This window comes from Kitasatospora sp. NPDC001159, from assembly GCF_053598235.1.
Genome location: NZ_JBSFJV010000058.1, coordinates 41,358 through 54,702, shown reverse-complemented (window position 1 = coordinate 54,702; position 13,345 = coordinate 41,358). Strand labels below are relative to the sequence as shown.

The window sequence follows — 13,345 nt, the reverse complement described above, 5'->3', positions numbered from 1 at the left end:
CCCAGCCCCCCCCCCCCCCACAAAGAACACAGAATGGACAACAGCCCCCAGGCGCTCTTATCCCCACCCCTCGCCCCCCTCCCCCCCGCCGCGCCGGGGCAGCGAACGCTGCCCTCGCGGGCCTTCCCATGCTCGTGGCCCAACCATGACGCTGGTGTCCCCGGGAAGTCGGACGATCGGAAGGGGCTCGTGTGGGCGCGCGCGACTACGACAGGAAGTCCGAGCACCTCAAAGTCCGGCCGCAGCCGCGCAATCGTGCGACGTCCTCGGCCGAAGCCCCTCCGATGCGGGCCGGCGCACACATCACACCCGCCACGGCTGCCGCCCTCCAACGCTCCGTGGGCAACCTCGCGGTGGGCCACGCGATCCAGCGTGCCGGGCGCGAGAAGACCCTCGGTGCCCAGATGGACAAGGTCGCCGCGCAGAAGCCCTCAACGAAGATCGCGACGGCGACCCCGCTGAAGCAGAGGACCGGCCGGGGCGGGAAGAAGCGCGACGACAAGCTGATCTCGGCGGCCAGCGGTTACGAAAGCTTCTCGCGGGGACAGCGGGGCACTCATGAGGCCAAAGAACTCTCCGGGGAGCGCCAGCAGACTGCCGTCGGCGAGGGGTGGCGACCGCCGTGGGCGGACATCGAGCAGTTGGAGGGCTGGCCGCCGCACAACTGCGCGGAGGCGCACCTCTACATGAAGATGGTCGGCAAGGGACTCAACCCCAAGCACTACCGGCTTACGACCTACGACGTCAACGAGCGGATCGCACCGCCCTGCAAGAACTGCGCCCAGTGGGTGGGGAAGTCCTTCGGCGCCGTCGTCGGCGGAAACCGCGACTACAACCCCGGCCGCTGATCCCCGGTGCGACAGCCCCGCGAGCGGTCGCGGATATTGGGTGGCATGCCTGATGACAGGCAGACAAGATCACGGCATGCACGCCTTCCTTGAGACCGAGCGGCTCGTGCTGCGCCCGTTCGCCGAGGCCGACGCCGATCACCTCTTCGCCCTGGACAATGACCCCGAGGTGATGCGGTTCATCAACGGCGGTAAGCCAGCCAGCCGGGAGACGGTCGAGACGAGGGTCCTGCCGCGGCTCCTCCACGACTACCCCTGCCTCGGCACCCGTGGCTTCTGGGCCGCCGAGGAGAAGGCCACCGGGACTTTCCTGGGTTGGTTCGACTTCCGCCCCCTCGACGAGCACAGCCCGGCCGTCTTGGAACTCGGATACCGGCTGAACCAGGCGTCCTGGGGCAAGGGTTACGCCACCGAGGGATCGCGGGACCTGATCGACAAGGGCTTCACCGACCTCGGAGTGGAACGGGTCACCGCGAACACCATGGCCGTCAACACCCGTTCCCGACGCGTGATGGAGAAGTCCGGCCTGTCGTTCCTCCGGAACTTCACCGGCGGCTGGCCGGACGCGATCCCCGGTTCCGAACACGGCGAAGTCGAGTACGAGCTCACCCGATCCGACTGGCAGCAGCGACAGTCGGCATCTCCCACGCCGGACCAGTAGCCCAGAGCAACGTCGCCGCTTCGGCGAGGCCGAAGCGGCGGGATCAGGTGTAGGTGGTGCGGGAGCGGAGGACCCGGTCGGCGAGGTCGACGGCCTCCCGCACCGGGACGAGGCGGCAGTCGGCGGTGCCGATGCGGGCGGTGGTGACGCCGGTGGCGGCGGCGAGGACGCGGGTGCCGAGGTCGGCGAAGTGCACGTCGTCCAAGTCCGGGGCCTCGAACGCGGTCCAGCCGTCCGAGGCGACGCAGCGGTACTCCCGTACCCGCACGCCCGGCTGGCGGAGGTCCGCAAGGTGGAAGGCGGTGAATCGAGCCATCGGCACGCCGAGCATCAGCACCCGGGCGTCGAGGTCGTAGAGACGCCCCAGCGGGGAGTCCGGCCCGAGGTGGGAGGTGAGCGGGTGGCGCCCGGTGATCGCGCCCGCCAGCGGGCCGACCGCCGCCCAGGAGGTCTGCGGGTGGCCGCTGCGCAGGGCACCGGGGCAGGTGCGGACGGCCTCCGAGAGCGCGCCCATCGTCGGGGACGCCGGGGTGGTCGCCGGGTCGAAGCGCGGCATCCGCGCCCGGTAGGCGCCGGCCTCGGCCGGGGAGAGCCCGGCGACGGCCGCCTGGTAGATCCGCGAGGTGGAGGAGTTCTCGGGCGTGGCGGTGTAGGCCACCAACGTCCCGTCGTCACCAAGGACTTCGCGCAGGGCGCCGACCACGCCGTCCGCCCCGCCCTCGACCGGCCCGAGCGCCCGCAGCGACGCCTGGACGTGCAGCACCATGCCTGCCCGGACGCCGAGTTCGGCGAACCGGGCGGCGAGAGTGGCAGAAGACAACACGACCGCTCCTTCAGGGTCAGACCTTGGCCAGGCGCTCCTGACGCGCCCGCTCGGCGTCCCGCTCCGCCGCGGCCGGCAGCGACACCGCGAGCCACGGGGAGATGCTCTCCCGCATCCCGTCCGCGAAACGCCGGCCGAGCGCCGTCAGCGCCCCCGACCCGGCCAGGCGCTCGACCGCCTCCGCCGTGTAGCGCCGCCAGAGCGCGAACTGCGCCCGCGTCCGGTCGGCGGCCTCGCCCGGCAGCCCGTCGTACGCGGCCGTACGCGTGCCCCAGTACTCGGTCACCGCGAGGTGCGCGTACGTGCCCTGGAGCAGCCCCTCCAGCGGGCGCGGATCGGGCCGCCAGGGCGCGAAGTACAGCTGGTCGTCGGCCCGGTCGTAGAGGTCGAACAGGTCCAGCACGCCCCCCAGCTTCACGTGCTGGAACTCGTGCGCGAGCAGCAGCGCCAGGGTCGGCGCCGTCGCGGGCCGGGCGATGCCCACCGCGCCGTACGCCTGCCGGGCCGCCGAGCTGACGTCCCGGCCCTTTGGCCCGGGCCGCAGCGGGGTGACCGTCGTCAGTCCGGCCCGGATGCCCTCCGCGTACCCGGGCAGGTCCCGCCCGAGCAGCTCCCAGGCCTCCCGCAACGCTCCGGTCCAGCCGAGCAGTTCACCGTCCGGGAGCCGTCCGGCCACCGGGTGGTCGTGGCTGTCCCGCAGCGGGTCGACGTCCTCCAGCGCGACCGTCCACCCGCCCGCCAGCCGGACCCGCCGCAGCGGCTGGTCGTACGAAGTGAACACCGACCCGTCCGAGGCCCGCACCGAGAAGCCGTCCGCCAGCCCGGTGACCACCGCCTCCCCGTCCGGTACGGCGATCCGCCCCAGCGTCGGCAGGTGCAGCCACCCGCCCCGCACCGGCACCGCGACCGCGTCCCCCCGACCGGCCCGCACCGCCGCCGCGGCCGCCATCGCCGCCAACTCCCCCAGCCCGACGGTCAGATCCCCGCCGAGTCGGCGCGCCGCCCAGGCCCGCGCGTACGGATGCGCCAGCACGGCGTCCACCACTCCTGGCGCTGCCTCGTCGAGCGAGGACAGCAGCCCCCACGCCTCGGCCCGCCCCTGCCCGGAGGCGTCCCAGGCGGCGGCCAGCATCGCCCGGGTCAGCGCCAGCTGCGAGCGGCCGAGGGCGGCGACGGTGTCCGCGCCTCCGTATCCCCTGGCCAGTTCGTCCAGTTGCGCAGCGGTGAGCACGGCAGGCAGCAGCGGTTCTCCCCCCTGTGCCGGGACGGATGACGAACCAGAGGACGAACTGCCGCCCCCTGCAATGTCGTTGATGAGCGCCATGAGGTCACCGCAGTAGACAGAAGGATTGTCGAAACCAGTGTCCGCCCGGTAGCGGTGGGCGTACAGCCCGCCACCGCACGAGCGGACCACGGGGCAGGCCCGGCAGTCGGCGCTCAGTCCGGCCAGGCCGGACTGGCGGGCGGCGATGCCGGGGTGGAGGGCGAGGTCGTCGAGGCTGTGCTCGAAGACGTTCATCCCGGTGGCGGGCGCGCCGTCGTACGCGGTCTTCAGGCTGTCGGCCTGCTCGAAGGTCCCGTCCGTCTCCAGCACCGCCAGGTCCGAGGGTTCCAGGCCCAGTGACTCGGTGAGGCTGGAGAGCCCGCGCCGGGTCCGGTGCACGGACTCGAAGGTGCGCACGGCGAACGGTCGCCGGTCCGCTTCCCACAGCCTGTGGACGGCGAGCAGCCAGTCGGCGTAGGGGGTGTCGCCGCCGCCCGGGATCCGCTTCGGCGGCTCGTCCCAGGTGGCGTGCGGAAGCAGGAAGTCAACGGCCGGGGGGCGGAGTTCAGCGAGCGCCCGGTAGACGGCGACCGGGTCGTTCTCGATGTCGATGGTGCACAGCAGCCCGGCGAACAGGTGCCGGTACTCGGGCTCGTTCAGCAGCGCGACCGCCCGCAGGACCTGGGGGTGACTGCTGCGCCCGTCGGCGAAGCGCCTGTGGCGGTCGTTGGATGCGCGGTCACCGTCCAGCGAGACGCCGACCTTGACGTCCAGCTCCGCGAACAGCGAGAGGAAGGCGCGGCTCAGCAGCACGCCGTTGGTGTGGATGCGCAGGTCGAGGGCGCAGCCGGGCGGGAGCACCGCCCGGAGCGCTTCGGCGGCGCGGCGCAACCGGTCCGGGCCGGCGAGCAGGGGTTCTCCCCCGTGCAGGACGACCCGGACGGCGGACAGCCGATGGGCGGCCGCGTGCTCGCCGATCCGCTCGGCGGCCTTGGCCAGGATCTCGTCCCCGATGACCTTGGGGCGGGAGCGCCAGCTGCTGTCGGCGTGCTCGTAGACGTAGCAGTGGTCGCAGGCGAGATCGCACCGGCTGTGCATCTTGACCACGAATTGCGTCAGTGGCACCGGAATTCGCGTCGTCATGGGCGTGGCAGGTTCAGCTCGGCCTGGAGTCCGTCCGGTGTTCCGGGCCGGGTCAGATGGAGGAGTTGAAGGCCGCTACCGGCACGAGGCCGGATTCCGCGCCGGGGAGTGCGCGCCGCAGTCGGGCGGCCAGTTCCTCGGCGCCCAGGGCGGCGAGTTCGGCGAGGGACGGGCGTTCCGGCGTCTCCTGAGTGTCAGTGAGGTTGCCGGCGGGCCTGGTGCTGGTTACCGGAGTCATGTTCGTTTCCTTAGGCGCGGTTAGGACCTGCCGAGTCCGGGTAGGTCACCCGGTTGCGACCAATGTAGTGCCCGCGCGGACTCCGCGCGGCACCTTGCCTCCTCAAGTTGGTCTGCCCAGCCGGTCGACGCCATACCACGGCGCACAAATCCCCAAGAATTCACCCGTTCAGCGGTCGCGCACTTCGCCGTTGCGCGCGCCGAAGCGCGTCTACCTGAGCAGGCGTTCGAGCCCGTCGACCCGCCCCGGCGAGGACACGCGCAGGGGGCGGCCTCGGCCCCGGGATGCCGGCTCGGCGCCCGAACGGCCCAATACCCTCAAGCGCACTGGCCCGGTTCCCCCAGTTCGCGGACGGAACGAGCCAACTCCTCAGTGAACTCCCTTCCCTGCCATGTGAGTTCACCGCACCCCAGCAGGGTTTCGGCGGCAGCCAGGGTGTGCCCCCGCCAGCGCGTGGACTCCCCTTCCGCTCGGCCCCGTTCACTCGCGCCCGCAGCCGCCTCGGCACACCAGAAGGACGCGACGCCCAGATGCGCGTACGCCCCCTGCAGCAGCGCGCCGACCGGGCGCAGATCGGGCCGCCAGGGCGCGTGGTAGATCGCCGGACCGTTGGGGCGGTGCAGCGGCACCAGGTCCAGCAGGGCGCCGAGTTGGATGTGCAGGAACTCGTGCACCAGGGCCAGCGCGAGCAGCACCGGTTCGCCCGGCAGCGAGACCGCCACCGCGCCGTACGCCCGCCGGGCGGCAGCACTGACCCCCTCCCCGCCGGGCGCTGGCCGCAGCGGCACGATGGTGCTGACACAGGCCGCGACGGCCTCCGCATGCCGGCGGTGCCTGCGCACCAGGATCCGCCAGGCCTCGGCCAACCGGTCTTCCCACCGTGCGAGCTCGCCGGGCGACAGCGGTCCGGTCGGGGGCCGTCCGTAGCCCACCCGGCGCGGCCCGACGTGGTCGATCAGCGGCGCCCAACGCAGCCCGTCGCACTCCAGCGCGAGCGCCGGGCCCGCCCCGGCCCGGACGAACTCGCCCAGCCCGTCCAGCGATACCGCCGAGCCGTCCGACAACGCCCGCAGGCAGTCGGCCGCCCAGGCGTCCAACTCCGGCCGCAGCAGCACCTCCTCCCAGCGCGGAAGGTCGTCCCGCTGCAAGGCGCGCACCTGCCCGTACGCCGCGCGGTAGCCCTCGTCCTGCGGGGCCGCCCGGCGCAGTGCGAGCAGCAGCAGCGCCCGCTTGCTCAACTGCCCGGCCCGCAGCAGCCGGACGGCCTCCGGGCCGCCGCGCGCTCCGGCGATCGCCCGGAAGGTCGCCCGGTCCATGCCGTGCCTGGGCAGCCCGTCCGCCCCCCGCGCGCCCGGTACCCCGGCCGCCACCGCCTCGCCCGCACCCGCCATCGGTTCGTCCTCTCGTGAACAGCCGGCCCGTGAACAGCCGGCTCGTGAACAACCCGCTCGTGAACAACCCGCTTCAGGACCGACCCGGTCGCGAACAGCGCACGGCCGGCCGGGTCCGCCCGCAGTCTCCCCACGAGGCGGCGGCTCAGCCGGTCCGGGCCCGCGCATGACCCGAACGGCCTAGGGAGTGTCTTGCGCCCGCCCCGCTATCTCCCGAGCCCGGCCCCGGCCAGCTCCGCCACCCCGGCTTGAAGCCTGCCGGCGATGTGCCGGATCAGCCGGTCCATGTCCGCGCAGTACACGGACGGGTGAGCGAACCCGTCACCCGCGTACCGGTGCGCGTAGAGGCCGCCGCCGCAGACCCGGGCCAGCGGGCAGGCCGCGCAGACCGGCCCGAGCCCGGCGAAGCCACGCTGGCGGGCCCGGAACGCCGGGTGCCTGGCGGCGTCCGCGAAGCCGTGCCGCCACACGTCCAGGCCCGTCCCGGCGGCGCCGTCGTACGCCACCTTGAGGCTGTCCGCCTGCTCGATGGTGCCGTCCGCCTCGACCACGACCAGGTCGACCGGCGCCAGCCCCACCGCCTCGCTGGCCGCCCGGCCGCCCAGCAGCAGCACGGACAGCTCCTCGAAGAGCCGGACGCCGGTCTCCCGGTACGGGGCGTCGTACCAGCGGTCGAAGGCCGCGATCAGCCATTCCCCGTACGGCGCGGGCTGCTCGGTCGAGCCGTACGGCGGGGCGACCGGCAGCGCCCGGTGGACCCCCGCCGGCTGCGCGTGCCAGGTCGCGTGCGGCAGCAGCAGGTCGACCCGGGGCGGCGCGAACTCCAGCAGCGCCTCGTAGGTGCTCACCGGGTCCGCCGCCAGGTCGACCACGCAGAGCAACCCGGCGAACAGCTCGCGGTGCCGGTCCGAGCCGAGCAGCCGCACCGCCGCCGCGGTCCGGGCCCAGCTGCCCGCGCCGGAGGGCAACCGCCTGTGCCGGTCGTGATCGGTCGGGGTGCCGTCCAGCGACACCCCCACACCGACCCGGTACCGGTGCAGTACGTCGAGCAGCGCGGGTTCGTCCAGCAGCCGCAGCCCGTTGGTCTGCAGGCTGAACCGCACCCGCGGCCCGGCGGCCGCCAACTCGGCTAGCAGCGCGTCGAGATGGGCCGCACCGACGAGCAGCGGCTCGCCGCCGTGCAGCACCACGGAAACCTCGTCGAGCCCCTGCTCGGCCGCGTGTTCGGCGATCCGCCGGGCGGTCCGGCGGACGGTCGCCGACTCCATCCGCCGCGGCCGGTCGCGCCAGCTCTGGTCGGCGCTCTCGTACATGTAGCAGTAGTCGCAGGCCAGGTTGCACCGGCTGTGGATCTTCAGCAGGAACTGCCGGAACGGCACCATGCGCGTGAACCTTAGCAGCGGCTGGCGGGATCGCTGACCGTCCGTCACACGTGCGGCGGCTCCACATCCGAGTCGAGCCGCGTCCCGGCCTTCACGGCGACGGTGGTCGGATGTTCCTCCCCCAGCGTCACCCTGGCCCGGCGGATGCAGTCCGCCCGGAGTTCGGCGGCCCGCTCGGTCTCCCCGATCGCCGCGAGCGACAGCGCGAGGTTGGAGGTGATGCCGATGGAGTCGTAGTGGTCCGGGCCGAGCGCCTCGGTCATCAGCGGCGCCGCCTCCTGGTCCAGGGCGAGCGCGGCCCGGATCTCCCCGCCCAGCGCCAGGTCGTTCGCGTGGTTCATCATCGCGATCGGGATGTAGAGGTGGTGCGAGCCGAGCACGGTCCGGAACTGGGCGAGGGTCCGCCCGGACAGTTCCCGGGCCTCCGCCAGGCGGCCGGCCAGCCGCAGGTAGACCGAGAGGTTGTTGGCGCCGGCCAGCGTGACCGGGTGGTCCTCGCCCAGGTAGTCGCGGTAGCGGGCGAGGGCCCGTTCGGCGAGCGGGATGGCCCGGTCGGTGTCGCCGAGCGCGTTGTAGTCGCTGGCCAGGTTGGTGGCGGCGGCCAGGGTGTCCGGGTGCTCCGGGCCGTTGATGTCCAGGTAGCGCTGGTAGATGTCCTCGTCGATCTCCAGGGCCTCGGTGTACCGCCCGGCCCGGCGCAGCGCCACGGCGAGGTTCTTGCGGGCGCGCAGGGTGTCGGTGTGGTTGTCGCCGATGGTCTGCTGGTACGTCCGGACGGTCTCCTCCAGCAGGTCCAGCGCCTCCCGCAGTCGCCCGGTCTCGCGCAGGTCGCGGGCGTAGTTGGAGGCGGAGGACAACGCGTACAGGCTGTGCGCGCCGAGGGCGTCGCGCTGCTGGAGGTAGTTGCTGCGGTGCCGTTCCAGGGCGGCGTAGCGGTCGCCGGCCAGGTAGTCGGAGACGGCCAGGTTGTTGGTGATCATCAGGGTGCGCGGGTGGTCCGGGCCGAGGGTGCGCCGGGCCGCGTCCAGGGTCCTGCGGTCGAGCGTCCGGGCCTCGTCGTAGCGGCCGAGGAAGCGCAGGTCGGCGCCGAGGCTGTTGGCCACGGCGAGGGTGTGCGAGTGCTCCGGGCCCAGGGTCGCGGTGAAGCGGTCCAGGATGTCCCGGTCCATCTCGTACGCCTCCTGGAGGGCGCCCTGGGAGCGGCGGATGTTGCTCAGCTGGGTGCGCAGCATGAGCGTCTGGGCGTCGTTGTCGACGTCGAAGTCGGATCCGCCGTAGTCGTCCTGGCGCCAGTGCTCCAGGGTCCGTTCGGCCAGCTCGCGGCCGGATTCGTGCAGGCTGCGCTTCCACTGGTAGCGGACCGAGTCGATGATCCACTCCCGGACGTCCTCGTCGGCGCTGTCGACGGCGCCGGACGGCCAGAGGTGGGGCAGGAGTTCGGCGTACTCGGCCCAGTTGGCGGGGATGTCCGGGTCGCCGGGGTTGGCGGTGGCGAGGGCCGCGTGGACGACGCCGCGCAGCTCGGCCCGCCGGTCCTCCTCGACCTGGTCCCGGAGCACCGCCTGGACGAGCCGGTGCACGGTGATGGTCTCGCTGCCCTGGTCGGTGCGGGCGAGTCCGAACCGGTTGATGGCGCGCAGGAACTCGCCGATCGCGAGCTTGTCGCGGGGCGCCCGCGGGGGCAGCCGCAGGGCGCGGGTGACGGCCCGGCTGTAGAGCAGTCGCATCGGGATCGCGTCGGGGCCGAAGAAGGCGCAGATCTCCAGGATCTGGGCGGCCGGGGCGTTCATCCGGCGCAGTTCCTCGACCGAGATGCGCCAGGTGGCGGCGGCGGAGTGCGGGTAGTCGGTGGGGCGCAGCCTGGTGCGCTCCAGCATCTCGGTGAGCTCGTCGTCGAGCAGTTCGAGGTAGGTGGCGATCGGCATCGACGTCTCCTGGAGCCAGACGGCGGCCTGGCCGACGGCCAGCGGCAGGTCGCCGAGGCGGTGCGCGACCTGGTCGGCGTCCTCCGGGGAGAGGCCGCTGTTGAAGCGGCGCAGCAGCCGGACGCTCTCCTCGCGCAGGAAGACGTCGACCTCGACCAGGCCGGCGTGTCGGGCCCAGCCCTGGTTGCGGGAGGTGATCAGCACGTGCCCGCCGGAGGAGCCGCCGGGCTGCCAGGGGGCGAGTTCCTCGGGGGTGCCGGCGTTGTCGAAGACCAGCAGCCAGCGGCGGTACGGGTGGCCGCGGCGCAGCGCGTCGAGCACGGCGGCGGCGGTGTGCGCGACGTCGTCGCTGGTGGGCACGCCGAGCCGGGGGGCGAGTTCGGCGAGCTTCTGCGGGATGTTGGCGGGCTCCTCGGCGGGCACCCACCAGATGACGTCGTAGGCGGACTTGAAGCGGTGCGCGTACTCGGCGGCGATCTGCGACTTGCCGGCGCCACCGAAGCCGTAGAGGACCTGGCTGAGGACGGCGGCGGGGCCGCCGGTGAAGCGGTTGCGGAGCAGTTCGAGCAGCTTGCCGCGGCCGATGAAGGCGGCGTTGCGCGAGGGCGCGTCCTGGACCTGCGGGGCAGTACCGGGGAAGCGTGCCGGGGCGGCGAACTCGCCGCTGTCGGTGTCGAGTTGCCGGTTGCTTCCGGGCGGCGGGCCGAGTTCGGCGTACAGCTGGGCCTCGGCACCGGTCGCGGAGGCCCGGACCAGGTCGGGCACCGCCTGGCCGACGAACGGGCGGGGCACCGGCTCGTCCGAGTCCTGCAGCCGTAGGCCGACCAACGCCGATGCGCCGGAGGCGAGTTCGCGCCCCTGCAGGAGCTGCCAGACCTCGGCGGCGCGGGGCAGCGCGGTGTACTCGGGCGAGAGCAGCGCGAGCAGTCGGCCCTGGCCGTCGAGCGGTCCGGTGACCTCCGGGGGCCGCTGGCCGCCGTAGGGCTCGGCGGCGTTGTGCAGCGAGGTCTGGTACCCGAATCGGGTGAGGGTGCCGGCGGCCCACTCGGCCCACATCCGGTCCTCGGGCGCGTAGCTGACGAAGACCTGGCGGGGCACCGCGCGGGCGGAGCGCAGGTAGGCGCCGTACAGCCGGCGGCGGGACTCGGAGCTGAGCGGACGCAGGGAGCGGACCCGGCCGTCGGTGATCCACTCGGCCAGCCGCTCGAAGGCGTTGAGCAGGCTGCGCGCCTCCTGCGGCCGGTCGGCGACGGTGGCCGGCACCTCCTCGTAGGCGTAGAACGGCTTGTACGGCACCTCGACGTCGGCCCAGTAGGCGGCCCGGCGGTCCCCGGGCAGCCAGCGGCCGAGGTAGGGGGCGAAGGCCTCGCGGGCGAAGTCCCGGCCGGCCTCCAGTCGCTCCTGCTCGGCGTCCTCGACCCGCATCGGCACCGGCAGGACGCGGATGGCCCGCTCCTCGGCCTCGGCGATGGCCCGGGCGGCGTCGACGCCGCCGCGGATGTTCTGGGCGCTGAAGGTGAAGCAGTCGACCACGGTGTCGGGCATCAGGACGGTGCAGATGCCGGAGGTGTCGCTGACCCCGGTGCGGCTGTCGATGAGCACGTAGTCGTAGCCGCGGGCCCAGCGTTCGCGCAGCCCGCGGAGGAACTCGCCGCCGCGGATGTCCCGGCCGTGGTAGAAGCTGCGCCAGTTGAAGCTGGTGACCGCAGCGGCGTAGGCGGCGTTCTGCCGGCCGGCGGGCAGGAAGTCGAGCCGGCCGCCGGGCGGCAGGTCGAGGGCGAGGCCGCAGATGTAGCCGTCCAGCCGGCCGGGTTCGTCCAGCCAGTCGGCCGGGGACTGGCCGGTCGGCCCGGAGGCGGACGGCAGTGCCTGCCGGACGTAGGCGCGCAGCAGGTCGATCAGGCCGTCGGTGGCGTGCAGTTCGGGGTCGACCAGGAGCGGGTGGTAGTAGCGGTGGAGGCCGGGCGCCTCCAGGTCCCAGTCGACCACCAGGACGCGCAGGCCCCGGCTGGCGAGGATCCAGCCGACGTTGGCGAGTGCCATGGTCCGGCCGGTGCCGCCCTTGAACGAGTAGAACGTGACGACCGAACCCGGTCCGCCGCGCTCCGGCTCTGCGCCGGGCTCAATGGTCATCGTCCTCATCTCCCCTCAGCGGGACGGACCCGTCGTGGCCGCCCCGGCGCTGGCCGGGCATCTCCCTCGGTTCCCGGTCCGGCTCGCGTCGCGCGGGCGGGCCCTGACGCGGACCGGGCGGCGGGCCGGCCGGGATGGACAGCCCGGGCATGTCCGGCCCGCCGCCGAAGCCGAAGGCGTCGCCGCCGGACCCCAGGCCGAAGGCGCCGTCGCCATCGTCCCGCCAATCCAAGTTGTCGTCCATCAGCTTGTTCTGAGCAACCGTCACCATGATGGTGAGGTCGCGATCGAAGCTCTCCTGATTCACTTTCACCCGGAACAAGTGCTCCAGGTCGCTCCGGCGCAACCAGTTGCGGCGGAACACGCCGCGCACGCCGGTCCACGGTGCTTCGCGCTCCGCGCCTGGGTCCCTGCTGCCCATCGGGACGACCACTCCGGTGACCGGGTGGTTCTGGTCGTCGTACTCGCGCAGCGCGGCCCGGTAGCGCTCGTTGTCGGTCACCCACGGGTCCACCAGCAGGACGCTGACCTGGCTGTCCTCCCGGGCCTGGTCGAGCTTCTCGCCGAGGCCCGGGCCGATCTCCTCCAGCGTGGTGGTGTGCCCCGCGTTGGTGATCACCCGCTGGGCGCGCGAGGCCAGCGACGGCTGCACGGGCGGGTGGTAGGGCGCCCAGTGCCAGGGTTTGGCCCCGTACAGGCCGCCGGTCCAGGTGTCGGCCGCGACGGCGGCCTCCGACGCCCGGCCGGCCGCGATGAACAGCCGCACCATGCCGGGCTCGGCCGGCGTCGGCGTGGCCGGCCCGGGGAAGTAGCCGCGGACGGCGTCGAGGTCGAACTCGGGCAGTTCGCCGAGCCGCCGCACCGCCGCGTCCCGGATCCGCCCGGCGACCACCCGGACGACCTGCCGGTAGGCCTCCTGCTGGGCGGTGCGCAGCAGGGCGCGCAGGCCGTGGCGGGCGTAGGCGTCGCCCATGTCCGGCTGGGCCCACTGGATCTTGTTGACCTCGCTGGCCAGTTCTCCCGGCGTGACGGGCTCCCAGAGCACGGGGATCAGCGCCGAGACGAGTTCCCCGGCCTCCTCGTGGTGGCGCCGGACCCGGCCGCGGAAGGCGGTCCACTCCTTGCCGCAGTACAGGCTGGCGAAGTAGGCCGGGGAGTAGAGCGCGACCATGGTCCGGCTGCGGCCGAGCATCAGCGCCAGCTTGTCGGCCCACTCGTCGCCGAGCCGCAGCTGCTCGGTGTCGCGGAAGGCGAGTTCGTCGGCCTGGACGGCCGGCCCGAGGATGCGTCCGAGTTCGTCCCGCAGGTCGTTGAAGAACTGGTCGACGAAGGCGTCTTCGATGAAGTCTCGACGCGCGTAGCTGAAGAAGAAGTACGGGCGCTGTTCCCGTTCGATCACCTGATTCCCCCCGAGCCAGACGGTGCCGCGACGGCGCTGGTGTCATACCCAGCATGTCGTGAACTCCACCGGGAAACTGCAAAGTTGGGTGAAATTCGGTCGGCTCGGGGGTTTAACCGGCGGTCAGCGGCCGGACAC

9 protein-coding genes are annotated in these 13,345 nt (G+C 73.1%); 2 read left to right on the top strand and 7 right to left on the bottom strand.

Annotated features, from left to right (window positions below; translation table 11 throughout):
• Positions 1-284 precede the first annotated feature (284 nt).
• Together ACWC9T_RS26400 and ACWC9T_RS26395 are read left to right on the top strand one after the other, a co-directional pair.
• Positions 285-848, top strand: coding sequence for a hypothetical protein (locus ACWC9T_RS26400; protein ID WP_449823529.1), 564 nt, complete (start codon positions 285-287; stop codon positions 846-848).
• 76 nt (positions 849-924) lie between these two features.
• Entirely contained in the window at positions 925-1,509 is a 585-nt protein-coding gene (locus ACWC9T_RS26395) for a GNAT family N-acetyltransferase (protein WP_449823528.1), read from the top strand.
• A gap of 43 nt (positions 1,510-1,552) precedes the next feature.
• Here ACWC9T_RS26395 and ACWC9T_RS26390 read toward each other — a convergent pair whose 3' ends face one another.
• The 7 genes from ACWC9T_RS26390 to ACWC9T_RS26360 all read right to left on the bottom strand — a co-directional run bounded on the left by ACWC9T_RS26390 (position 1,553) and on the right by ACWC9T_RS26360 (position 13,207).
• A complete protein-coding gene (locus ACWC9T_RS26390) occupies positions 1,553-2,329 on the bottom strand; it encodes an aminoglycoside N(3)-acetyltransferase (RefSeq protein ID WP_449823527.1) in 777 nt (258 codons plus the stop codon).
• Between the two features lie 19 nt (positions 2,330-2,348).
• Complete coding sequence (locus ACWC9T_RS26385; RefSeq protein ID WP_449823526.1) at positions 2,349-4,739, bottom strand: FxsB family cyclophane-forming radical SAM/SPASM peptide maturase; 2,391 nt, start codon at positions 4,737-4,739, stop codon at positions 2,349-2,351.
• Between the two features lie 52 nt (positions 4,740-4,791).
• On the bottom strand, positions 4,792-4,977 hold the full coding sequence (gene fxsA, locus ACWC9T_RS26380; protein WP_449823525.1) for an FxSxx-COOH cyclophane-containing RiPP peptide: 186 nt from the start codon (positions 4,975-4,977) through the stop codon (positions 4,792-4,794).
• Between the two features lie 317 nt (positions 4,978-5,294).
• On the bottom strand, positions 5,295-6,368 hold the full coding sequence (locus ACWC9T_RS26375; protein WP_449823524.1) for an aKG-HExxH-type peptide beta-hydroxylase: 1,074 nt from the start codon (positions 6,366-6,368) through the stop codon (positions 5,295-5,297).
• A 206-nt stretch (positions 6,369-6,574) separates the two neighbouring features.
• A complete protein-coding gene (locus ACWC9T_RS26370) occupies positions 6,575-7,750 on the bottom strand; it encodes an FxsB family cyclophane-forming radical SAM/SPASM peptide maturase (protein WP_449823523.1) in 1,176 nt (391 codons plus the stop codon).
• A 44-nt stretch (positions 7,751-7,794) separates the two neighbouring features.
• Positions 7,795-11,808: an FxSxx-COOH system tetratricopeptide repeat protein gene (gene fxsT, locus ACWC9T_RS26365; protein WP_449823522.1), complete on the bottom strand. Its 4,014-nt coding sequence runs from the start codon at positions 11,806-11,808 to the stop codon at positions 7,795-7,797.
• Positions 11,798-13,207 carry a TIR-like protein FxsC gene (locus ACWC9T_RS26360; protein WP_449823521.1) on the bottom strand — a complete coding sequence of 470 codons (1,410 nt, stop codon included), beginning with the start codon at positions 13,205-13,207 and terminating at the stop codon, positions 11,798-11,800. The genes fxsT and ACWC9T_RS26360 overlap by 11 nt, the downstream gene beginning before the upstream one ends.
• Positions 13,208-13,345: the final 138 nt, after the last annotated feature.

Bases quoted from the DNA above. Each gene is read 5' to 3' on its own strand.
- fxsA (WP_449823525.1), bottom strand. From the start codon at position 4,977: ATGACTCCGGTAACCAGCACCAGGCCCGCCGGCAACCTCACTGACACT.
- ACWC9T_RS26370 (WP_449823523.1), bottom strand. From the start codon at position 7,750: ATGGTGCCGTTCCGGCAGTTCCTGCTGAAGATCCACAGCCGGTGCAAC.
- ACWC9T_RS26395 (WP_449823528.1), top strand. From the start codon at position 925: ATGCACGCCTTCCTTGAGACCGAGCGGCTCGTGCTGCGCCCGTTCGCC.
- ACWC9T_RS26400 (WP_449823529.1), top strand. From the start codon at position 285: ATGCGGGCCGGCGCACACATCACACCCGCCACGGCTGCCGCCCTCCAA.
- ACWC9T_RS26385 (WP_449823526.1), bottom strand. From the start codon at position 4,739: ATGACGACGCGAATTCCGGTGCCACTGACGCAATTCGTGGTCAAGATG.
- ACWC9T_RS26375 (WP_449823524.1), bottom strand. From the start codon at position 6,368: ATGGCGGGTGCGGGCGAGGCGGTGGCGGCCGGGGTACCGGGCGCGCGG.
- fxsT (WP_449823522.1), bottom strand. From the start codon at position 11,808: ATGACCATTGAGCCCGGCGCAGAGCCGGAGCGCGGCGGACCGGGTTCG.